General features: G+C 70.3%; 22 protein-coding genes. 9 read left to right on the top strand and 13 right to left on the bottom strand.

Annotation, left to right across the window (positions count from 1 at the left end):
- Positions 1–9: 9 nt before the first annotated feature.
- Positions 10–1,149: an SDR family oxidoreductase gene (locus tag AB0M01_RS20580; RefSeq protein ID WP_363671707.1), complete on the bottom strand. Its 1,140-nt coding sequence runs from the start codon at positions 1,147–1,149 to the stop codon at positions 10–12.
- Between the two features lie 71 nt (positions 1,150–1,220).
- On the opposite strand from AB0M01_RS20580, the gene AB0M01_RS20575 reads away from it, so the two are divergent.
- From AB0M01_RS20575 to AB0M01_RS20565, 3 genes are all read left to right on the top strand, one after another.
- Positions 1,221–2,423, top strand: a complete 1,203-nt coding sequence (locus tag AB0M01_RS20575) for a LysR substrate-binding domain-containing protein (protein ID WP_363671705.1) — start codon at positions 1,221–1,223, stop codon at positions 2,421–2,423.
- A gap of 458 nt (positions 2,424–2,881) precedes the next feature.
- Positions 2,882–3,946 carry a cation diffusion facilitator family transporter gene (locus AB0M01_RS20570; protein WP_363671702.1) on the top strand — a complete coding sequence of 355 codons (1,065 nt, stop codon included), beginning with the start codon at positions 2,882–2,884 and terminating at the stop codon, positions 3,944–3,946.
- Positions 3,947–3,950: 4 nt separating this feature from the next.
- Complete coding sequence (locus tag AB0M01_RS20565) at positions 3,951–4,142, top strand: DUF3099 domain-containing protein (RefSeq protein ID WP_363671700.1); 192 nt, start codon at positions 3,951–3,953, stop codon at positions 4,140–4,142.
- Positions 4,143–4,443: 301 nt separating this feature from the next.
- Here the strand turns inward: AB0M01_RS20565 and AB0M01_RS20560 are convergent, their stop codons facing one another.
- The 5 genes from AB0M01_RS20560 to AB0M01_RS20540 form a co-directional block, all read right to left on the bottom strand.
- Entirely contained in the window at positions 4,444–5,802 is a 1,359-nt protein-coding gene (locus tag AB0M01_RS20560) for a HAMP domain-containing sensor histidine kinase (protein WP_363671698.1), read from the bottom strand.
- Entirely contained in the window at positions 5,799–6,467 is a 669-nt protein-coding gene (locus tag AB0M01_RS20555) for a response regulator transcription factor (protein ID WP_363671696.1), read from the bottom strand. The genes AB0M01_RS20560 and AB0M01_RS20555 overlap by 4 nt, the downstream gene beginning before the upstream one ends.
- Positions 6,468–6,501: 34 nt before the next feature.
- On the bottom strand, positions 6,502–7,752 hold the full coding sequence (locus tag AB0M01_RS20550; protein WP_363671695.1) for a DUF1501 domain-containing protein: 1,251 nt from the start codon (positions 7,750–7,752) through the stop codon (positions 6,502–6,504).
- Between the two features lie 10 nt (positions 7,753–7,762).
- Positions 7,763–9,055 carry a DUF1800 domain-containing protein gene (locus tag AB0M01_RS20545; RefSeq protein ID WP_363671693.1) on the bottom strand — a complete coding sequence of 431 codons (1,293 nt, stop codon included), beginning with the start codon at positions 9,053–9,055 and terminating at the stop codon, positions 7,763–7,765.
- Between the two features lie 75 nt (positions 9,056–9,130).
- A complete protein-coding gene (locus AB0M01_RS20540) occupies positions 9,131–9,580 on the bottom strand; it encodes a MarR family transcriptional regulator (protein ID WP_363671691.1) in 450 nt (149 codons plus the stop codon).
- 130 nt (positions 9,581–9,710) lie between these two features.
- Between AB0M01_RS20540 and AB0M01_RS20535 the strand changes: the two genes are divergently transcribed.
- The 3 genes from AB0M01_RS20535 to AB0M01_RS20525 all read left to right on the top strand — a co-directional run bounded on the left by AB0M01_RS20535 (position 9,711) and on the right by AB0M01_RS20525 (position 12,571).
- Positions 9,711–10,547: an aldo/keto reductase gene (locus AB0M01_RS20535; protein WP_363671689.1), complete on the top strand. Its 837-nt coding sequence runs from the start codon at positions 9,711–9,713 to the stop codon at positions 10,545–10,547.
- 429 nt (positions 10,548–10,976) lie between these two features.
- A complete protein-coding gene (locus tag AB0M01_RS20530) occupies positions 10,977–11,771 on the top strand; it encodes a serine protease (protein WP_363671687.1) in 795 nt (264 codons plus the stop codon).
- A gap of 89 nt (positions 11,772–11,860) precedes the next feature.
- On the top strand, positions 11,861–12,571 hold the full coding sequence (locus AB0M01_RS20525; protein WP_363671685.1) for a TetR/AcrR family transcriptional regulator C-terminal domain-containing protein: 711 nt from the start codon (positions 11,861–11,863) through the stop codon (positions 12,569–12,571).
- Positions 12,572–12,607: 36 nt separating this feature from the next.
- On the opposite strand, the gene AB0M01_RS20520 is transcribed toward AB0M01_RS20525, so the two are convergent.
- The 3 genes from AB0M01_RS20520 to AB0M01_RS20510 are packed head-to-tail and all read right to left on the bottom strand — an operon-like array spanning position 12,608 to position 16,183.
- Positions 12,608–14,110, bottom strand: coding sequence for a dihydrolipoamide acetyltransferase family protein (locus AB0M01_RS20520; RefSeq protein WP_363671683.1), 1,503 nt, complete (start codon positions 14,108–14,110; stop codon positions 12,608–12,610).
- Complete coding sequence (locus AB0M01_RS20515) at positions 14,107–15,093, bottom strand: alpha-ketoacid dehydrogenase subunit beta (RefSeq protein ID WP_363671681.1); 987 nt, start codon at positions 15,091–15,093, stop codon at positions 14,107–14,109. Before AB0M01_RS20515 ends, AB0M01_RS20520 begins: the two co-directional genes overlap by 4 nt.
- A gap of 1 nt (position 15,094) precedes the next feature.
- Positions 15,095–16,183: a thiamine pyrophosphate-dependent enzyme gene (locus AB0M01_RS20510; protein WP_363671679.1), complete on the bottom strand. Its 1,089-nt coding sequence runs from the start codon at positions 16,181–16,183 to the stop codon at positions 15,095–15,097.
- Positions 16,184–16,303: 120 nt separating this feature from the next.
- On the opposite strand from AB0M01_RS20510, the gene AB0M01_RS20505 reads away from it, so the two are divergent.
- Entirely contained in the window at positions 16,304–16,792 is a 489-nt protein-coding gene (locus AB0M01_RS20505) for an Lrp/AsnC family transcriptional regulator (RefSeq protein WP_363671677.1), read from the top strand.
- 108 nt (positions 16,793–16,900) lie between these two features.
- Here AB0M01_RS20505 and uppS read toward each other — a convergent pair whose 3' ends face one another.
- A complete protein-coding gene (gene uppS, locus AB0M01_RS20500) occupies positions 16,901–17,677 on the bottom strand; it encodes a polyprenyl diphosphate synthase (RefSeq protein ID WP_363671675.1) in 777 nt (258 codons plus the stop codon).
- 125 nt (positions 17,678–17,802) lie between these two features.
- On the opposite strand from uppS, the gene AB0M01_RS20495 reads away from it, so the two are divergent.
- Together AB0M01_RS20495 and AB0M01_RS20490 are read left to right on the top strand one after the other, a co-directional pair.
- Positions 17,803–18,924 (top strand): glycosyltransferase, encoded by a 1,122-nt coding sequence (locus AB0M01_RS20495; RefSeq protein WP_363671673.1) that lies wholly within the window; start codon positions 17,803–17,805, stop codon positions 18,922–18,924.
- A complete protein-coding gene (locus AB0M01_RS20490; protein ID WP_363671671.1) occupies positions 18,921–19,469 on the top strand; it encodes a GNAT family N-acetyltransferase in 549 nt (182 codons plus the stop codon). Before AB0M01_RS20495 ends, AB0M01_RS20490 begins: the two co-directional genes overlap by 4 nt.
- Here AB0M01_RS20490 and AB0M01_RS20485 read toward each other — a convergent pair.
- The 3 genes from AB0M01_RS20485 to AB0M01_RS20475 form a co-directional block, all read right to left on the bottom strand.
- Positions 19,453–19,959 carry an AAA family ATPase gene (locus tag AB0M01_RS20485; RefSeq protein WP_363671669.1) on the bottom strand — a complete coding sequence of 169 codons (507 nt, stop codon included), beginning with the start codon at positions 19,957–19,959 and terminating at the stop codon, positions 19,453–19,455. The two genes, AB0M01_RS20490 and AB0M01_RS20485, sit on opposite strands and share 17 nt — an antisense overlap.
- Positions 19,960–20,037: 78 nt before the next feature.
- A complete protein-coding gene (locus AB0M01_RS20480) occupies positions 20,038–20,457 on the bottom strand; it encodes a VOC family protein (protein ID WP_363671666.1) in 420 nt (139 codons plus the stop codon).
- A 55-nt stretch (positions 20,458–20,512) separates the two neighbouring features.
- The gene (locus AB0M01_RS20475) at positions 20,513–21,442 is read right to left on the bottom strand and encodes a hypothetical protein (protein WP_363671664.1); all 930 of its coding nucleotides are present in this window, start codon (positions 21,440–21,442) and stop codon (positions 20,513–20,515) included.
- Positions 21,443–21,510 lie beyond the last annotated feature (68 nt).

Raw genomic sequence — 21,510 nt, 5'->3', positions numbered from 1 at the left:
GCTCGGAGCCTAGGGGATGATCCGTTGGCGCCGCAGCTCACTGAAGAGCGCGTAGAACATCTGCTCGGTCTCGACGTACTCGTGGAAGCCGGCCCGCCGAGCCTTCGACCCGTCGGCGAAGAAGTCGTAGTCCCAGCCGAACACGAAGTCCGCGAACCCCCACGACGAGACGTCCGCGTACGGCGTACCGGCGAGCCCGTGCTCGCTCTGGATCCGGTCCCAGAGCGCCTCCTTGTCGGCCATCGCGTCCTGCAACGGCATCGGCAACGGCGGCGCCACCGGCATCTCGAACCAGGCCGCGAGCTTCGGCCACAGCTCGCTCCAGCGGAACAGGTCGCCGTTCGTGATGTTGAACGCCTGGTTCGCCGCGGCCGGCTCGGTCGCCGCCCAGACCGTTGCCTTGGCCAACAACCCGGCATCGGTCAGCTCCAGCAGCGCGTCGTACGCGCCCGGCTTGCCGGGGAACCGCAGCGGCACGCCGAGCTGCTTCGAGATCGACGCGTACACAGCGATCGCGACCGCGAGGTTCATCGGGTTGCCCAGCGCCGTTCCGCCGACCACGGAGGGTCGCAACGCCGACCACGTCCACACCTTCCCGCGCTGCCGCTCGACCAGAAACTCCTGCTGGTCCACGTTGAACTCCGGCGGCAGGTGCGGCGGATCGTCCTCGCGCGCCGGCGTCTTGAACGGCCCGAGGTGCGCGCCGTACACCTTGTACCCCTGCATCAGACTCACGTGCTGCAGCCCGGCCGCGACCGGCTCGATCGCGTCCACGACGTTGGTGAGCATCGCCAGGTTCGGCGCCACCAACTCGGCCCAGGTCGGGCGCTCCTGGTACGCCGCATAGAACACGTGCGTCACGTCGCCGAGCTCCTTCAGCTTCACCCGGCTGTCCTCGGCATCCAGCAGATCCACGGCGAGGTGCCGTACGCCGCCCGCTCCACCGGAGCCGTTCGCCCCGCTCGCGTTCGCCCCGCTCGCGTTCGCCCCACCCGCGTTCTCCCCGCCCACGCCTTCCCCGCCCGCGCCTTCCCCGCCCCGGCGCGACACCCCGATCACTTCCCAGTCAGGAAGCCCCCGCAGATGCTCCACCAGATTGCTGCCGATCACCCCACGCGCGCCCACCACGAGCGCCACCTTCGTCGTCATATCCCCAGCTTGTGGGTGACCCTGTGGATAAGTCCAACGCATGTTGTTCAGGATGTGCATAAAATCTGTGCATGGCGACGCTCCGGCAGCTGGAGTACCTCGTGACAGTCGTCGACGAGGGCTCCTTCACCCGAGCCGCCGAGCGCCTGCACGTCACCCAGCCCGCGCTCTCCCACCAGATCCGCGCCCTGGAACGCTCCGCCGGCGGCCCGCTCCTCGAGCGCCTCCCCAAGAACCTCCGCCTCACCCCCGCGGGCCGAGCGATGCTCCCCCACGCCCGAGCCGCCCTGGCCGACGCCGACCGAGCCCGCCAGGCCGCCCGCCAAGCCGCCGGCCTCCAAGCCGGCGAGCTCCAGATCGCCACCCTCCACTCGATCACCCTCGGCATCCTCCCGATGGCCCTGAAAACCTGGCGCCGCCTCCACCCCGCCGTCGGCATCCGCCTCCACGAACACCCCCACACCACATCCCTCACCCACGCGATGACCACCGGTCAGGCGGACATAGCCATCGGCCCAGCACCCCCGAACTGGCCGACGGCACCGCTTGTCCTAGGCATCGAAGAACTGGTCGTGGTCGTCCCCGCCGACGACCCCCTGGCCCCTGCCCACCCGCCTGCCCCCGCGACGGCCCACCCGACCACCGGGCCCCAAGCGCTTACTCCCCCAACCCCTCACTCGACCGCTAGTCCCCAAGCCCGTCCTCCCGCTTCTCCCCACCCGGCCACGGGTCCTCAGCCGACTCCCCTCGCGACGGCCCACCTGGCCGCCGGCCCCCATGCGACTCCCCCAGCAGCCCCTCACCCGACCACCGGTCCCCAAGCGCCTCCCCCCGCGACGGCCCACCTCACCGCCGGCCCCCATGCGACTCCCCCCGCAACCCCTCAACCCACCGAACGTCCCCACCCGCTCGACCGCGCAACCGACGTACAACTCTCGGACCTCGCCGACCGAGCCTGGGTCCACTACGCCCCCCACCACGGCCTAGCCGACCTCCTCGACCAAGCCTGCGCAGAAGCCGGCTTCCACCCCCACATCGCAGTCCGCACCGAACAGACCGCCGCCGCCCCCGCCCTGGCCGCCGCCGGCCTGGGCCCAGCCCTGGTCCCCGCCAACATCCTCCCGACCAGCTACGACGGCCACGTCCTCCGCCCAACCCCACCCATCTGCCGCACCCTCACCGCGTACACCCGAGGCACCGACCCCCTGACCACAGCCTTCCTCGAGGTCCTCACCACCACCTGGCCGAACATCCCCGGCACCAAGCCCGCCTGATCCCCCACCGAGGCGCACCCTCGCCATAAACCACCCCGATCGCGACGGCCACGCACCGCCGGCACCAAGCCCGCCTGATCCCCGCTGAGGCACCCCGTCGCCACAAACCATCCGATCTCTCACAGCCGTCCACCCTGCGCACGTGCCCCGCCCGGTCCCCGCGGCTGCGCACCCCGGCACCAACCCCGCCTGATCCCCACCGAGGCGCACCCGCCGGCACAACCCCGCCTGATCCCCGCCGAGGCACCCCCGGCACGAAGCTCTCCGATCCCTGCGGAGGCACACACCCCCGCACGCCCTCCGGCCGTTTGCCCCGCCCTCTCCCCGCGGCTGCGCAACCCCGGCACCAACCCCGCCTCATCCCCCGCGGAGATCCCCAGCCCGCCCGATCCCCGCCCCCACCCGCCCGCCAACCTCCAGCCGTTTGCCCCACCCTCCCCCCGGGCACCCGGCGTTTGATGGCTGACGAATCCACCGGAACAGTGCTGCTCGCCGGAGCAGCCAACCTCTCCATCGCCGTCGCCAAGTGCGTCGCCGGTCTGCTCTCCGGCTCAACCGCACTCATGGCGGAAGCGGCCCACTCAGTCGCGGACACCCTCAACCAGGTGTTCCTCCTGACCGCCCTCAAACGCAGCCAGAAACCCGCCGACGCCAACCACCCCTTCGGCTACGGCCTGGAACGCTACTTCTGGGCCCTCCTGGCAGCGGTCGGCATCTTCGTCCTGGGCGCAGGCTTCTCCATCGTCGAAGGCATCCAAGCCGTCATCCACCCCGACCCCGTCGCCTCCCTGACCGTCGTCTACGTGGTCCTGGCGATCTCGTTCGTCTTCGAAGGCGCCTCCTGGCTCCGCGCCGTCCGCCAGGTCCGCCGCGAAGCCAAAGCCGAAGGCGTCCCCACCCTCGAACACCTCAAAGACGCCGAACCCGCCGTCAAAACAGTCGCCTTCGAAGACTCCGCAGCCCTCATCGGCCTCCTCCTGGCCGCCGCCGGCGTAACCCTCAGCGTCCTCACCGACCACCACTTCTGGGACGGCGCCGCCTCGATCGCCATCGGCCTCCTCCTGATCGCCGTAGCCTTCACCCTCGGCCGCGACAACAAGGCCATGCTGATCGGCCAGTCCCTCCCCACCGACGTCCAACAGCAGATCCGTACGACGATCGCCACCACCCCCGGCATCGACGCGGTAGTAGAACTCCTCACTCTCCGCCTAGCCGCCGACGAGGTCCTGGTCGTAGTCCGAGTAGACCTGGACGACTCCGAAACCACCGGCGCCGCAGTAGAACAACTAGCCGAACAGGTAGACCGCAAGGTCCGCACCACCCACCCCACAGTCCGCCACCTGTTCCTAGACCCCACTCCCGCCGCCACCCCCACCACATCCCCCACCACCCAACCGCAGCCCACAGGCGCTCACCCTGCCCCCACCCCCACCAACCAGCCCCAGCCGCGCCCGCAGCCCGAGCCCCAGCCCCACCCCGCAGATCCTCGCCCCGCCCCCACGCGCGATCCCGGCGTACGCTGAGCCCGTGCCGAAACTCACCGGCCGCCCCGGCAACCAACGCGCCTACATCCTGATCATGGGCACCTGCGTCACCCTGATCATCCTGGCCTGGTTCGTCGTCCGCCTGTTCTCCGTCCCAGCCGCGATCGCGATGAGCGCAGTCGCCGCAGTCCTCCCTCCAATCGCCGCGATCGTCGCCAACAACCGCCAGGACTGATCACGCGGGGGGCACCATCCTCACCAGCGGCATGTCGTGCTCGCCTCGGCGGCGATGTCTCGCAGCGACCAGCGCCGACACGTCACCATCCGCTTGGGATCTCCCCCGTCCGCTCAGGCGAACCGATCCACTCCACCAAGTGGGGGAAGAGCCGGGCTGTACGAGAGCCGTGAGTCGGCGCAGGCGATGGTGAACGAGCTTGCCTCGGCTGGTCCCGTCAATCGCGGCGACGCTGACTGCCGGCACGCGCACCAGGCTGCCCGTCACCACGCGGGACGCAGATCAGCACTCAGGACGCAGGTCAGATTTCCCCCGTGCGCCCAGGCGCACCCACTCCAGAGCGATCCGCTCCACCGAGTGGGAGCAGGAGCCGGAACGCCGCACCAGGCTGACCGTCACCACGCGGGACGCAGGTCAGGTCTCCGCCGTGTGCCTGGGCGAATCCGCGGGCGATCGGGAGGCCCAGGCCTGATCCGCGGCTTTCGTGGGTGTGGACGAGGCGCCGGAAGATTCGCTCTCGGTCGTCCGGCCGGACTCCGGGGCCGTTGTCCTGGACAACGATCTCGGCGAACGCCGGGATCGCGCCGACGAAGATCTGCACGGTTCCGGTGTCTCCGGCCGCGGTGCGGGCGTTGTTGGTCAGGTTGGTGAGGATCTGCGTGATCCGCTCCGGGTCGGCCTCGACCTCGACGTCCTGCCCGTGCACCTCGACCGTGAATCCGGGAGCGGCGACTCGCAGTCGCTCGACCTGCTGAAGCGCGATCACCTTCAACCGCACCGGCTGCAGTCGCAGCTCCAGCCCGGCGTCGATCCGCGCCAGATCGAGCAGGTCGTCCACCAGCGCGCCCGCCCGCTGCGACTCCCGAACCAGCAGTAGCTGCAGCTCGTCCCGCCGCTGCGGCGACGCATCCGGCCCCAGCTGCAACAGTGTCTCCGCCGCCGTACTCAACCCAGCCACCGGCGTCCGCAACTCATGCGCGGCATCAGCCACGAACTCCCGCATCCGCGCCTCCGACGACCACGCCTGCTTCAGCGCCCCCTCCAACGCATCCAGCATCTCGTCGAACGCGGCCGCAGTCCGCCCGAGCTCGGTGTCGTCCCGCGTCGGCTGCAGCCGCTCACCGCGCCGCCCGGCGGCGATCGACCTGGCCAGCCCGGTCATCGCGTCCAGCGGCGCCAACGCGAACCGCATCCCGATCACCAGCGCCAGCGCGGTGATCGCCAGTGCTGCGGCCCCCGAGATCAGCAACGTACGCCGCAGTGTCCCGCTCGCCTCCGCCAGCAGCGAGGTGTCGGCCGACAACGTCAGCTCCGCGCCCCTGGTCCGTTGCCCCGCCTGCAGCGTGGCCCGCACCTGCCGGACGTCCTCCGAAGCATCCACCGGCGGAGCCCCCAGCACCTGCCCCGACCGCAGCACCAACGTGACCCGTACGCCGTCCGCATCGATTCGCCGGACCAGCGCCGCAGGCGCAACGTTCTGCCGGGCCAGCTGCTGCGCCAGCTGGGTCCGCCCGCTCAGCAGCGCGTCCAGGTTTCGCTCGGCCTGCGCGTCGAAGACTCTGTTCACCACGAGTCCAGTGACCGGCAGCACCACGACCAGCACCAGCAGCGCCAGCCACGTGACCCGCCGGCGCAGCGACGCCGTCCGCAGACCGCTCACGGCTGGTCCGACCGGAGGATGTACCCGGTGCCCCGGACGGTGTGGAGGAGCCGCGGTCCGTGCGCCTCGAGCTTGCGCCGGAGCGCGCTGATGTGGACCTCGACCAGGTTGGCGGCGTAGTCGCCGTACCCCCAGACCGCGGTCAGGAGCTGGGTCTTGCCGACGACGCGATGGTGCCGCCCGGCCAGGAACGTGAGCAGCTTCAGCTCGGTCGCGGTGAGCACCAGCGGGTGCCCGGCGCGCGTGGCGGTACCGGCGTCCATGTCGACGGCGAGATCGCCGACCTCGATGACGGTCCGCAGCCTGCCCATCCGGCGCAGGACCGCTTCGACCCGGGCGATCAGCTCGGCCAGGACGAATGGCTTGGTCACGTAGTCGTCGGCGCCGGCGCGCAGCCCGTGCAGGCGATCCGGCACACCGTCGCGCGCGGTCAGCAGGACGATGCCGGCGTTCGAGGCTTCCCGCGCGACCGCCAGGAGCTCGAAGCCGTCCCGCCCGGGCAGCATCACGTCCAGCAGCAGCAGGTCTGGCTGGTACTCCGCGAGGTCGCGCTCGAACGTCACACCGTCGGCGCGCGTCTCGACCGTGAACCCGGCCTCCTCCAGCGCGATGCCGACCGCCGTACGGAGCACCTCCGCGTCCTCGATCAGCAGCACCCGAGCCATTCCGTCATCCTGCCACCCGTCGAGCTGTCCGGACTCATACCCGGAGCAGCCCGTCGAGCGTGTTCGTGTGCCCAGGCAGCACCTTGCCCGGATCAGTCGACAGTACGCCGGACAGCACCGACGCGTAGACGTCGCGGAAGTCGGTCGTCGACTTCAGGTCACCGTTGTTGAGATCTGTCAGACTCGGCTGCTCGCCGTGGAAACCGCCGTTGACCTTCTCGCCGAGGACGAACAGCGGCCCGGCCGTCCCGTGATCGGTCCCGTCGCTGCCGTTCGCGTGGACCCGGCGGCCGAACTCGGAGTACACGAGGACGACCACGTTCTTCCCGCGGTCGGTCTTGCGCAGCCGCTGCACGAACGGCGTCAGCGACGTGTCGAGCTCCGTCAGAAGTCGTTGCTGAGTGCCCCGTTCGTCGGCGTGAGTGTCGAAGCCGCCGAGCGACACCGAGTACGCCCGCGTCGGCACTCCCGCCTCGATCAGCCCGGCCACCAGATCCAGCTGCGATCCCAGCTGCGAAGCACCACCAGCCGAAGCGCCCTTCGTCCGCTCCTCGTCCTCGTCGTCCTCCCGCTCGCCGGCATCGTGCACGGCCCCACCCAGCACCCGTACGGCGTTCTGCAGATCACCGAGCGACTTCGCCGCCAACGCATGCCAGTGCTCCTCGCCCGCGCTCGGTTTCCCCAACGCAGCAAAGGCTTCGCCCAACGACCCCTTCGGAAGCTTCAGGCCCCGAACAGGCAGCGATGCGGCAGCCGTCGTAGCGCCCGCCAGCAGCGGCGGCAGGGTCGGCTCGACCGACACCGCCCGCAGCGGATCAGCACCGGTCGCATCCAGCCACCGCCCCAGCCAACCGGTCGGCACCGACGTCTCCGGCGAAGCCGTCTGCCAGATCGCCATCGACCGGAAGTGGCTCCGATCCGGTTCCGGATACCCGACCCCGCGAACCACCGCGAGCCGGTCCTCGTCCCAGAGCCCCTTCAACCCCTTCAGCCCCGGGCTCAGCCCGAGCCCCTCGCCGAGATCGAGCACCTCCTCGGGCTTGTACGCGAGCTCCGGCCGCGCGTCCTGGTACGCCGGGTCCGACGCCGGGACGACGGTGTTCAACCCGTCGTTCCCGCCGTACAGGGTGACGACGACGAGCACCGAATCCCCACTGGGCAAGGGATCGTTGACCGCGGCGGTCATCAGGTCGGACCAGTCGACCTGGGTCGCTCCGACGGCGAGCGCACCCGCGGCCGTCACGCCACTCATGGTCAGGAACCGGCGTCGAGTCAGGTTGTCCACAGTCTTCTCCTCAGCCGCTCACGACGTACTCGGGAGCGCAGGCGGCGACCGCCGTCAGCTGCGCGGGATCCTTCACGGCGGCCAGCGCCGCCTTCGTCCGGGTGGACCACCCGTCCACCCCCAGCAGACCCTGTACGGCGGCCGGCTTGTCTCGCGCCGATGCCACGGCATCCAGGTCGGCCGCGTGGGTCAACAGCTGCGCCACCTGCAGCCGCGTCACGCCCGCGGAGGTCGTCAGCCAGCTCCCACCGGACGGCCACCCGCCCACACTCGGCGGCCGGAACGGCACCTGCCCCATCCCCCGCAACCCTGCGATCAGCTTCATCCGCGTCTTCTCGTCCAGCCGCGCCGGCTGCAACCGCAACGCCCGCAGCAGCCCGACCGCCCACTCCACCGGCTGCTTCACCAACGCCGAAGCGCTGTCCACGAACGCGGCCTCGGCCGTCATCGCACGCAGGAGCGCCCGAACGTCGCGCTCACTCCCGTACGCTGCGGTCAATCGCCGCACGGCGTCCGCGGACGGCGGTGTCGCCGACACCAGCCGGAACCACAGCCGCCCGATCACGAACGGTGCGGACGCAGCCTGCGCGACGGCCAGGTCGGCGAAGCCGCGTGCGTCGTACGCGCCCGTCTTGCCGAAGAGCGTCTTGGCGTCCCCGTCGTGCCGGGCGGCGACGAACCGCGCCTGGGTCGCGCCACGCTTGATCGTCCAGCCGGTCAGGCAGCGGGCGCCCTCGAAGACGTCGACCTCGCTGTAGTGCCCGATGCCGAGGGTGAACAGCTCGAGGAACTCGCGGCCGAGGTTCTCGTTCGGGGAACCTTTGCCGTTGGCGTTGCCGTCGAGCCAGCGGATCATCGCGGGGTCGACCACCATCGCGCGGGCCAGGTCGCCGAACCGCCCGAGCGCGTGCGCCCGGAACGCCTGGTTCTGGGTGAACATCAGCTGCGCGTTGCGGACCTTCTGGTTGCTGGTCGCGAAGTGCCCGTGCCAGAACCAGGTCAGCCGCTCGGTCGCCGTCGGCTCGCTGACCATCCGGTCGAGCCACCAACTGGTCAGCCGCAGCTCCTGCGCGGCGCGCAGCTTGTTCGCCGCCTTCTTCGCGGCCTTGTCCTTCTCCTTGTCCGGGTCCTTCTCCGCGGTCGGTGGCGTCAGCCCGGGCGGCGGCACCACAGCCACCACCGGTGGCCCGAGCAACCGCGCGACCGTCGCGTCGAACCCGGTCGTCGGCGCACCGCTCACCGGCCCGAACCCGAGCCGGTCGTTCAGCCGCCGGATCGCGGCGCGTTCGCTGATTTCGCCCATGCCCCGATCCTGGCCGCCCGGGACCGGGAACCCCAGGAAAGCAAGGGCTTCTTCAGCTAACCCACAGGTCGGCGGTCAGACCGGCGTGACGACCTCGGCCAGCGCCTTCACCAACGGCGCCTGCTCGGGCAGCTCCGCCGCCTTCCGCAGTGCGGCGAACAGGACGGCGTCGTGGGTCGGCTGAGCCTGGGCGAGCAGATCGCGGCCCGCCTGCGTGACCTCGGTGTAGATCCCGCGCCGATCCGTCGGGCAGAGGTACCGCGAGAGCAGCTGCCGGTCCTCCAGGCGGTTCACCAGGCGCGTCGTCGCGGACTGGCTGAGCACCACGGCGCTGGACAACTGGTTCATCCGCAGGTGGTAGTCGTCCTGCCGGGCGAGAACGTCGAGCACGCTGTACTCACTCACCGAGAGCCCGTGCTGCTTGTTCAGCACCCGCTCCAGCTCGTCCTCGATCCGCGCGTGCAGCGCCGCGAGCGTGCGCCAGCCCTGCGCGCGAGCCTCGGCGGCGTCGTCCGGTAGTCCCACAGCTCCTCCTCACACGCCCGGCATTTGATTCCGTCGGCGACAGATGGTTTCATGAGGCAATAGCCCGCGTGTGCAACTATCGCGGACGCGGGTATTAACCAACAGACTACCGACAGGGAGCAGAAAAGCCATGCCAGCCGAGATCCCCACGGTCACCTTGAACAACGGCGTCGAGATGCCGCAGCTCGGCTTCGGCGTCTTCCAGGTGCCGGACGCCGAGACCACGGCCGCGGTCAGCGCCGCCCTCGACGCCGGGTACCGCAGCATCGACACCGCCACGGCGTACCAGAACGAGCCGGGCGTCGCGAAGGCCCTGGCCGCCTCCGGCATCGAGCGCTCCGAGCTGTTCGTCACCACCAAGCTGTGGAACGCCGACCAGGGATACGAGGAGACCCTCGCGGCCTTCGAGCGGAGCCGGAAGCTGCTCGGGCTCGAGTACGTCGACCTGTACCTGATCCACTGGCCGGCTCCGGCGCTCGGCAAGTACGTCGAGAGCTGGCGTGCGCTGGAGAAGCTGACCGCCGACGGGGTCGTCCGGGCGATCGGGGTTTCGAACTTCCAGCCTGCGCATCTCGAGAAGCTCGCCGAGTCGGCGTCGATCGTGCCGGCGGTGAACCAGGTCGAGCTGCATCCGTACCTGCAGCAGGCGGCGGTGCGCGAGTACGACGAGGAGCACGGGATCGTCACCGAGGCGTGGAGCCCGCTGGCCAAGGGCGGCTCGCTGCTCGGGGAGCCGAGCATTCAGGTGATCGCCGAGCGGCTCGGGCGGAGCGCGGCGCAGGTCGTGCTGCGGTGGCACCTGCAGCTGGGGAACGTGGTGATCCCGAAGTCTGTGACACCGTCGCGAATCGCGGAGAACCTGGACGTCTTCGGCTTCGAGCTGACCGACGCGGACATCGCCGAGCTCAACAAACTGGAGCGCGACGAGCGCACGGGGCCGCACCCGGACGAGTTCAACGCCGTGTGAGCCGGGCGAAACGGCTCGGCCACCGGCTGCCGCCGTGTGAGCTAGACGAAGCGACTCGGCCGTCGCCTGCCGGGCCGGCCCGTCCGGCGGCGGCGGCGGCGGCGGCGGCGGCGGCGCGCGAAGATTACCCGCCGTGTGAGTTGGGGCGAGGAGCCCGGTGCCGCCATGTGAGCTGGGGCGAGGAGGCCCGGCGTCGGCTGACGTCGGGCGCCCGCGATGCGGGATTGCCGCCGTACAACGGGCCGTTCGATCGTGGTTTTCGACTGCTGGGCAGAGGTTTTCCCTTGCGGGGACGGCGGTTGGCGGCACAGGACTGACCCGTCACGGATGTGCCGAAGCAATCGCTTGCCTCACGCACCGTGCTGGGACGACTCTTCTCGGTCAGAGGCCGCATCCGCCCGAGCGGCCGATGACATCTGGAGTGTGAGCATGTCAGGAAAGCTCAAGTTCACCCGTGCGGTGATGGTCGCGGTCATGGTCGCCGCCGCGTCGGCCGGTGCGGCCAGCGTGGCCGAGGCCCGTGTCGCGCCTGGTACCAACATCGTCGGCGGCACCATCGCGAGCACCGCCCAGGCCCCCTGGGCGATCGCGTTGAACAACAGCCGCTCCCCCGTCCCCAGCGGCCAGTACTGCGGCGCCACGCTGGTGAAGGCCAACAAGATCGTCACTGCCGCGCACTGCGTCGGCAACCCGATCAGCACCTACACCGCGATCCAGGGCCGCGACCGGCTGAACACCACGGCCGGCAAGACCTCGAAGATCTCCAAGATCTGGAAGGACCCGCAGTACGGCCGCCAGCCGGGTCACGACGTCGCCGTACTGACGCTGGCCACACCGTTCACCGGCGTCGCCACGCTGCCGCTGGAGACCAGCCGCGCCGCGGACGCAGTCGGCGCGCAGTCCGTGGTCTACGGGTACGGCGACACCGAGGGCACCGGCCCCGCCGACACCTTTCAGAAGGTGACCGTCCCTGTGCTCGGCGACTCCTACTGCCGTCAGGTCTACGCCAGCGAAGGCTACGTGGCCAACGGCGAGATCTGCGCCGGCTACAAGGCCGGCGGCAAGGACTCCTGCCAGGGCGACTCCGGCGGCCCGCTGGTCCTGAACGGCCGCCTCTTCGGCGTCGTCTCCTGGGGCATCGGCTGCGCCGACGCCGGCAACCCGGGCGTGTACGCGGAGGTCGCGACGTACGCCTCGGCGTTGACGACGCAGATCAACAACTAGTCAGCCCAACGGCAGGCCGACTCGACAGCCGGCCGACACGCTACTGATACGCCGTACCAGAGCCTGGTACGGCGTATTAGTCTGTCGCGGTGGCACGTGAAGCTGATGCGAAGACGATCCTGGGCTCGGTCTGGCTCCGCGCCGAGCCGGAGAGCACCAAGGCCCCGCTGACCAGGCAGGACATCGTCGACGCGGCGATCCAGCTCCTCGACAAGGAGGGCCTGGACGGGCTCTCGATGCGTCGCGTCGCCGTCGAGCTCGGTACCGCCGCGACCTCCGCCCTCTATTGGCGCGTCGCGAACAAGAACGACCTGCTCGAGCTGGCCGTCGACGAGATCCTCGCCGAGGCGCTCGTGCCGACCGAGGACGCCGGGGACTGGCGGGATCAGCTTGGGGTGCTCGGGCTGGCGGCGTACGAGGTGTTTGCTCGGCATCCCTGGGCTACTCAGCTGCTGGCGTCACATGCTGGGCTTGGGCCGAATTACCAGTCGTTCACCGAGCAGCTGGTGGAGATTCTGGCTGGGGCCGGGTTCAAGGGGGTGCATCTTGATGCGGCGGTGTCGGCTGTTTTTCATTACGTGATCGGGGCCGCGGTTACTGATGCGGCTTGGCACACGACGATTCAGCGGAGCGGGCTTGCTGATCAGCAGTGGGCTGAGGCGGCCGGGGACCACTTGGGGATTGCGCCGGCGACGCTCAGCGCGTACCTGTCGGCGGATGCGCCGACCGGGCCGGCCACGCGGTTCAGTACGGGGCTTCGGGTGATTCTGGTCGGGTTGCGGCCGCGGCGGCTTTCCTAGGGCGCGGGCCGACCTCGAGGGGCAGCCCGCGCCTGGCTAGAGGTCGGCGAAGGCTGATGCCGGGTTTTCGAACGCGTCGGCGACGAAGCGGAGGAACGCGGCCGCCGTACCGCCGTCGCAGACTCGGTGGTCGAAGACCAGGGACAGCTGGGTGAGTTTGCGGACCGCCAGCTCGCCGTCAACGACCCAGGGGCGGTCGATGATGCGGCCTACACCGAGGATCGCGACCTGCGGGTGGTTGATGATCGCGGCGCTGCCGTCGACGCCGAAGCTGCCGTAGTTGTTGAGGGTGAAGCTTCCCGAGGTGAGCTCGTGGTTGGTGAGCTTGCCTTCGCGGGCGGCGGTGGTGAGGCGGCGGATCTCGGTGTCGAGCTCGCGGGTGGTGAGGGTGTGGGCGTTCGGTACGGCGGGGACCAGCAGGCCGCGGTCGGTCTGGGCGGCCAGGCCGAGGTTGACGCCGTCGTACTGGACCAGGTCGTCGCCGTCGACGTAGCCGTTCAGCTCGGGGTGCTTCCTGAGGCCGGCGATGACGAAGCGGGCCATGAGGGCGAGGAGGCCTGGGCCTTGGTCGGTCGCTGTGCGGAGGGAGGCGCGGAGGTCGATCAAGGCTGTTGCGTCGACATCCACCCAGGTGGTTGCTTCGGGGATCTCGGCGCGGCTTCTACTGAGGGTCGTGGCGACGGTTTTGCGGAAGGCGTTCATCGTCGTACGGCGGAGCTCGGGGAGGCCGGTTCGCGAGTCTGTGGCTGAGGAAGGCGAGAGGCCGGCGAGTACGTCGCTTGTGGCTGAGGCCGCTGCGCCGGGGGAAAGAGAGGAGGGGGTCGGATGAGCGGAGGTCGCGCGGGTGGCGGCGGAGCCGGCCGCGAGCGCGCCCGCCGAGGAGGCGGTGGTCGCGTCGGTGGCGGTCGCGTCGGTGGCGGTCGCGTCGGTGGCGGTCGCGTCGGTGGCGGTCGCGAGGGTGGCGATTGCCGACTCCACGTCGCGGCGGACGATGAGGCCGCCTGCGCCGGAGCCCTCGATGGTGCGGAGGTCGAGGCCGGCGTCGTTGGCGATTCGGCGGACGAGAGGTGAGATCACCAGCGGGACCGCTCGGGCAACTGCAGGAGCGGGGACGGCAGCAGGCGCGGCGGGGACCGCAGCAGGGGCGGGGGCAGCAGGCGCTGCGGCAACTCGCTCAGCGACAGCAACCCGACCGTTCACCCGCGGCTTGCGGCGCCGCCCCGTCCCGGCGCTCTCCGGCGTCCCGTAGCCGATCAGCACATTGCCCGACCCGGCCTTCTCCTCCTCGCGGTACGCCTCGCCGTCAGTCGAGCCGATGGTGATCAGCGGCTTCCCGACGGGGACAGTCGTCCCCTCGGCGCCGTGCAGCTCGGTGACGACCCCCGCGTACGGCGACGGCACCTCCACCAGCGACTTGGCCGTCTCGACCTCGGCGATCGGGGAGTCCACCGCGATCACGTCGCCGACCGCGACCAGCCAGCGGACGATCTCTGCCTCGGTCAGGCCCTCGCCGAGGTCCGGCAGCAGGAACGTGTTCACGAGTCCTCCCACTGGAGGTCGTCGACGGCGTCGAGGATGCGGTCGACCGACGGGAGCTGGTGGCGCTCCAGGTGGGGCGGCGGGAAGGGGATGTCGAAGCCGGTCACCCGGCGGATCGGTGCCGCGAGCGAGTGGAAGCAGCGTTCGGTGACGCGGGCGACGATCTCCGACGAGACCGATGCGAAGCCGGACGCCTCGGCGACGACAACAGCCCGGCCGGTACGCCGTACGGCAGCGCAGACGGTCTCGTCGTCGAAGGGCACCAGCGAGCGCAGGTCCACGACCTCCAGCGACCGCCCCTCCGCAGCCGCAGCCTCCGCAGCCTCGAGGGCGATCGGCACCGAAGGCCCGTACGCGATCAGCGTCGCGTCGGTCCCCTCCCGGCGTACAACGGCCTGGCCGATGCCGGGTTCGGCGACGCCGAGGTCGATCTCCTCCTTGGCCCAGTACAGCTTCTTGGGCTCCATGAAGATCACCGGGTCGGGGAACTCGATCGCCTTCCGCAGCAACCAGTACGCGTCCGAGACCGTCGACGGCGCGACGACCGTCAGCCCGGGCGTGTTCACGTAGTACGACTCGGACGAGTCGCAGTGGTGCTCGACGCCGCCGATGCCCCCGGCGTACGGCATCCGGATGACCATGGGCAGCGTGACCCGACCGCGGGTCCGGTTCCGCATCTTCGCGACGTGGCTGACGACCTGCTCGAACGCCGGGTAGCCGAACGCGTCGAACTGCATCTCGACGACCGGCCGCATTCCGTTCATCGCCATCCCGATCGCGGTCCCGACGATCCCGGACTCGGCCAGCGGGGTGTCGAAGCAGCGGCTCTCGCCGAACTCGGCGGTCAGCCCGTCGGTCACCCGGAACACACCGCCGAGCGCGCCGACGTCCTCGCCGAACATCAGCACGGTGTCGTCGGCCCGCATCGCGTCGCGCAGCGCCTGGTTCAGGGCCTGCGCCATCGACAGCTTCACGTGCGTCATCTCAGGCCTCCTCACGAGCCAGTTCGTCGGCCAGGAACGCGGCCTGCTCGCGCAGCTGCGGCGTCTGAACCGTGTACAGGTGCTGGAACAGCTCCGCCGGATCCGGCGACACGTCCTCCATCAGCCCGACCCGCATGTACTCCGCCGCCTCGGCCGCGGCCGTCGCAGCGGCCTCCCGGCGGGCGTCGTCGAGCAGCCCGGCCTCGCTCAGATAGGCATCGAGCCGCTTGATCGGATCGCGCTCCAGCCACGGCGTGACCTCCGCGTCCTCGCGGTAGCGCGACGCGTCGTCGGCGTTGGTGTGCGCCTGCACCCGGTACGTGTGGGCCTCGACCAGCTGCGGTCCCTCGCCTGCGCGCGCCTTCGCGACCGCCGATCCCAGTACGGCGAGCAGCCCGGCGAGATCGTTGCCATCGGCCCGCTCGCCCGGTACGCCGTACCCGATGCCCTTGTGCGCCAGCGACGGCGCGGCGGTCTGCTTGGCGAGCGGGACCGAGATCGCGTACTCGTTGTTCTGGATGAAGAAGACCACCGGCGCGTGCCAGACCGCGGCGAAGTTCAGCGCCTCGTGGAAGTCGCCCTCGCTGGTGCCGCCGTCGCCGACCAGCGCCATCACGACGGTGTCCTCGCCCTTCAGCCGGGCCGCGTGCGCGACGCCGACCGCGTGCAGGAGCTGGGTCGCCAGCGGCGTCGACTGCGGCGCGACGTTGTGCTCGTACGGGTCGTACCCGGAGTGCCAGTCGCCGCGCAGCAGCGTCAGCGTCTCGATCGGGTCGACGCCGCGGCTCACGATCGAGACCGTGTCGCGGTACGTCGGGAACAGCCAGTCGCGCTCCTCGAGCACCATCGTCGCCGCGATCTGGCAGGCCTCCTGGCCGTGCGACGACGGGTAGACCGCGAGCCGGCCCTGGCGGACCAGCGCGCTGGCCTGATCGTTCAGCCGGCGCCCCTTGACCAACTGTGCGTAACCGTCGGTCAGCGTCTCCGCGGCCGGCAGCTGGTACGACGCGTGCGGGTGCGCGGCGCCGTGCTCGTCGATCAGCCGGACGGGCTCGGCGGACGGGAGCAGACGCTCCTCGACGGTAGGCATAGGAGCCCTCCTGCAGGGAGACGGACTGATGCCTCATCGTCATACTTCTGGCCAAACGGATCCAGACCCTGCAGAATTGCGAGACGAACGGCAGCTCCGTCAGCGCCGGAAGGGAGCAGAATGTCCGAGGAAGTCGCGGTCGAGCCCAGCCGCCCTGGACAGATGGTCGTGGCCCCCGCCCTGGACGAGCTCGACCGGCAGATCGTCGAGGCCCTGACCCGCGACGGACGGCTCTCGATCCGGGCCCTGGCCGACCAGGTGCACATCTCCCGCGCCAACGCCTACGCGCGCGTCGAACGCCTCACCACGACCGGCGTGATCACCGGATTCACCACCACCGTCGACCCGCTCAAGCTCGGGCTCGCGACCTCGGCGTACGTCACCCTCAGTCTCCGCCAGTCGTCCTGGCGGGCGCTGCGCGAGCAGCTCCAGACGATCCCGGAGATCAAGCACATGGCGCTGGTCGGCGGCGACTTCGACGCGATCCTGCTGGTCCGCGCCGCCGACAACGAGGGGCTGCGGCGCGTCGTGCTGGAGAAGCTGCAGGCGATCCCCGAGGTGCTCGGGACGCGGACCGCGCTGATCTTCGAGGACCTCGGGACGCTGTGAGTTGTACCGAGCGACAGGTGGTCCCCGCCCGACCAGTTGCGCTCTGGGCGTGAGCCGAGTCGTCCGGGGCCCTCGAGCGCCGGACATCTCCTGTCGTTCGGTACCGGATCAGGCGCCGCGGCGGCGCTGGCGGGCGGCGTACGAGCGCAGGGCGCGGAGGAAGTCGATCTCGCGGAAGGCCGGCCAGTACGGGTCGCAGAAGTAGAGCTCGGAGTACGCCGACTGCCAGAGCAGGAAGTTCGACATCCGCTGCTCGCCGCTGGTGCGGATGATCAGGTCCGGGTCGGGCTGGCCGGCGGTGTAGAGGTGTCTGGTGATGTCGTCGGCCTCGAGGGTGTCGGCGAGCGAGTCGAGGTCGTTGCCCGCGCGAGCCTCGGACTCCAGGAGCGAGCGGACGGCCTCGACGAGCTCCTGGCGGCCGCCGTACCCGATGGCGAGGGTGACGTGGTTGCCGGTGCTGATGTCCTTGGTCGCCTCGACGGCCTGCTTCAGCGAGCGGGCTGTGGTGTCGGGGAGGAGGTCGATCAGGCCTGCGACGTGCACCTGCCAGCGGCCGCCCGGCTCCATGAGGCGCGTGGTGACGACCTCTTCGATGAGCTTCATCAGGTACATGACTTCTTCGTTGCCGCGCTTGACCAGGTTCTCGGTCGAGCAGACGAAGACGGTGACGTGCTGGACGCCCGCGGTCTCGCACCAGCCGAGCGCGTTCTCGACGTGCATCGCGCCGTAGCGGTGGCCGACGCTCGGGTTCGCGTGGCCCTGGCCGCGCGCCCAGCGGCGGTTGCCGTCCATCACCAGACCGACGTGCTGCGGCCGGGGCTTGCCGACGAGCTGCCGCCGGAGTCGCCACTTGTACATCCCGTACAGCAGGTCGTTGAGGGCCATCCACAGAACCTACCGGGTGAAGAGCCCGTACGCCGGGCGCTCGGCGCGGACGCCAGCGGGGCGGCGCAGGCGCGGTCGCGCGCAGGCGCCGCTCCGTCAGCCGGTTCGCCGGTACTGTGCCCCGGATGCGGATCTTGTTCAGCTTCATCGGCGGGATCGGGCACTTCCGTCCACTCGTACCGGTCGCGCAGGCAGCTGAGGCGGCCGGGCACGAGGTTCGTGTCGCGGGCTCCGGCAAGGTGACGCCCACCGTCGAGGCGGCCGGGTTCACCACGTTCGCAACCAGCGCGCCGCGCGCCGCCGACGCGCCGCCGCCCGAGCCTGAGCCGCTGCAACCTGCCGACCCAAGAGCCGAGGAGCAGCACTTCGCCTCCGCCTTCGGCGGGCCCGGCGCCCGCCGGCACGCGAACGCGCTCACCGAGATCGCCTCCGCCTGGAAGCCCCACGTCATCGTCCGCGACGAAGCCGACTTCGGCGCCGCGGTCGCCGCCGAGAAACTCGGCATCCCCTGTACGACAATTCTGGTGCTGGCCTCAGGCGCCCTTCTCCGCAAGGACCTCCTGGCCGCACCGCTGGCCGAAGTCCGCGCCGAGCACGGCCTCCCGCCCGACCCCGACCTCACGTTCCTCGACCGCGGCCTCACCCTCTCCCCGTTCCCCCCGAGCTTCCGGCACCCGTCGTACCCACTCCCGCCGGACACGTTCTCCTACCGCGCCACCAGCATCCCGGTCGCCGAGCCCCACGATCCGACCGTCTACTTCACCCTCGGCACCGTCTTCCAGCCCGACACCGACGACCTCTTCGGCCGCGTCCTCACCGGCCTGTACGACGTCGCCGCCGCCGTGATCGTCACGGTCGGCGAACGCAACGACCCCGCCGCGCTGGGCCCGCAGCCGAAGCACGTCCGCGTCGAACGCTTCATCCCCCAGGACGATCTTCTCCCCCGCTGCGACCTCGTCATCTCCCACGGCGGCTCCGGGAGCATCCTCGGAGCACTCACCCACGGGCTCCCGTCGCTGCTGCTTCCGCTGGGCGCCGACCAGCCCCACAACGCGGAGCGGATCACCGCGCTGGGACTCGGCCAGGTCCTGGACCCGGTGACCCTCACCCCCGCTGACGTCACCCGAGTCACCACCGATGTGCTTGCCAAAAGCAACTACCGCGAAGCGGCCCAACGGCTGCAAGCCGAGCTGGCCGATCTCCCGGACGTCACCCGAACCATCCCGTTGATCGAAGCCCTCAAATGACGCAGCTCCGCGACTACGCCGAGGCCGACGAACAGAGCTGGCTCCGCTGCCGGGTCGTCGGCTTCCTCGACACCGCATACTTCGACGACGTCGCCACCAGCAAACCGCCGCGCGGTCTCTCCCTCGTCGCCACCACCGGACGCGAGGTGATCGGCCTCCTCGACGCAAGCCTCGACGGCGCCGACGCCACCATCGAAACCATCGTCGTCCACCCCGACCACCGCCGCCACGGCATCGCCAAAGCCCTGCTCGCCGAGGCAACCAGCCGCCTCATCGCCCGCGGAGCCCACCAGCTAGACGCCTGGACCCGCGACGACCCAGGCACCCTCGCCTGGTACGCCGCCCACGGCTTCACGGAGCAGATGCGCTACCTGCACGTCTACGCGTCAACCCCCGACGAGGCCGCCGCCTGTACGCCGAACGCCGCGCACCACCTGACACCCCGCGCGGGTTTCCTCCACGCATGGATCGAGCACGAACCCGCCCTCGGCAAGCAATTCCAGCGCGTGCACGTCTGCCGGCAGTACATCAAACAGCTGGCCTGAGCCCGGTCTCCGCCAGAACCCGCGCGACGATCTCGTCGAGGCTGCTGGACGCACCGATGATCGACTCGTGAGGATCGCCGAGCAGATCCTCCTCGAGATACCACTCCCGCATCGCCTCCGCGGTGAACGCCGTGGACTTGGAGCGGGTCGCGTGCCTACGGGTGGTTTCCGCGAAGGGGATGTCGAAGTAGTAGCAGTACGCCCGCCCAGGATGCGCGGCGATCAAGCGGCGCAGCATCTCGCCGTACCGTACGACGGGCATGATGCCCTCGACGATCGCGTGGCGACCGTGCGCGAGCGCGAGGGTCGCGACCTGCTCGATCGCCAGCGCGTTGAGCGGGTCGGGCTCGGTGGTCTCCTGGAAGACGCTCCGGCGGAAGTGGTCCTGCTCGATCCACGCGACGGACGGACCGAGCAGGCGCCGCAGCTCCAGCGCGACCGTGCTCTTGCCGGAGCCCGAGTTGCCGCGGAGCACGATGAGCTGACCCATCGCAGCAGGCTAGCCGGACCCGGTTGCGGGCGGGTCCGGCATGGGAGAACCGGCGTCGGCGATCCGGAGCAGCGCCGATCACCAAGCCTGCGGTTGCCCCGGCACATGCGTCCCGAAGGTCCACTCGTACCCCTCCGGGTCCACGATCCGCGTGCGGTAGTTTCCCCACTCCGTCGCCCCAGGCGCCCAGATCACCTCAGCCCCAGCCGCGGCGGCCAGCTCGTGGACAGCATCGACCGCCTCCGACGAGGCGACGGCGACGTACAGGCCCGAGCCCGTCGTCTCCCCCTTGCGGGCCGGCCGGTCGTACCCGGCCTCGTCGGTGAAGACGGTGAAGGCGACACCGGAGCCGTAGCGGACCTCGGCGTGCATGATGCCGCCGCGTTCGTCGGGGTACTCCATCGTGGTCTCGAAACCGAAGGCTTTCTCCAGCCAGCGCAGGGCGGCGGGGGCGTCGCGGTAGGAGAGGACGGCGTGGAAGCTGGTCGTGTTGGTCATGAACCCAACGATCCCGGGAGTAGCGGCCAGCTCCCGGCCGCTACTCCACCAGATGTCAACGCCGGAACGACCCCGGGCCGTTGACCTGCCACCCCTTCGTGCCCGGGTCGACGATCGACTTCACCGGCACACTGAAGCTGCGGACCTGCTTCGCGGACCGGCTGATCGCCCAGAAGATCGGGTTCTTCGTCGTCGAGCGGTCCCACGCGATGCCCTGGCCCTGGACGTCCGGCAGGTCGACGGTCGCGACCCAGCGCAGCTCCGAGCCGGCGAACGGGAGCGTCATCACGTACGCCTCGCCGAGGTCGTGGCCGGTCAGCCACAGGCGGCCGTCCGGGCCCCAGGAGCCGCCGGAGTTGCTCATCGGCTTGAAGCGGTCGAGGATCGTCTTCGGGATGGTCCACCCGGCGACCACCTCGAAGTTGTCGTTCAGCTTCACGACCTGGGTGTTGTACGTCTCGCCGTACAGCTCGCCGGAGCCGTCGCCGCGCGGGTTGTCGTAGTTCGCGAAGCCGGCCCACCAAGCGCCGTCGTGCCGGTCGAGCCAGGTCAGCGAGCCGCGCTCGATGCCGAAGCTGTGGGTTCCGACGTGCTTCATCGTGCGGGTGTCGAAGATCTCGATCGACGACTCCATCGGGTAGTCGGAGTAGTTCGAGTGCACGGCGTACAGCTTGCTGCCGACGACAGCGCCGCTGTCGAGGTGCACGAACGGGCCGTCGGTGTCGCCGGCGAACTGCAGCAACGGCTCACCGGTCCGCCGGTCGTGCTTGGTGATCGTGCGGTTGTTGACCGCGTAGAAGTACTTCGCGTCGACGGCGACCGCCTGGTTGGCGTCGAACGCCGGGAACGACTTCAGCGGCGTCGCCGCGAACGACGGCGGGTCAGCAGCGACGACAACAGCCGGTACGACGGCCGACGGCGCCGCGGCTGCCAGGGAAGGGACAGCCGCGACGGCCACGACCGCCAGGACGAGGAGCTTCTTCATCAGGACCTCCGGAGGGGAACGGAAACGCCTCCGGCAGCCTGCGCCGCTCCGCCGAACAGCCAACCACC

Origin of the sequence: Kribbella sp. NPDC051770 (assembly GCF_040681455.1) — a bacterium.
Taxonomy (GTDB): Bacteria; Actinomycetota; Actinomycetes; order Propionibacteriales; family Kribbellaceae; genus Kribbella.
The sequence above is the reverse complement of the archived record's forward strand: the minus strand, read 5'-3'. Positions and strand labels throughout refer to the sequence as shown.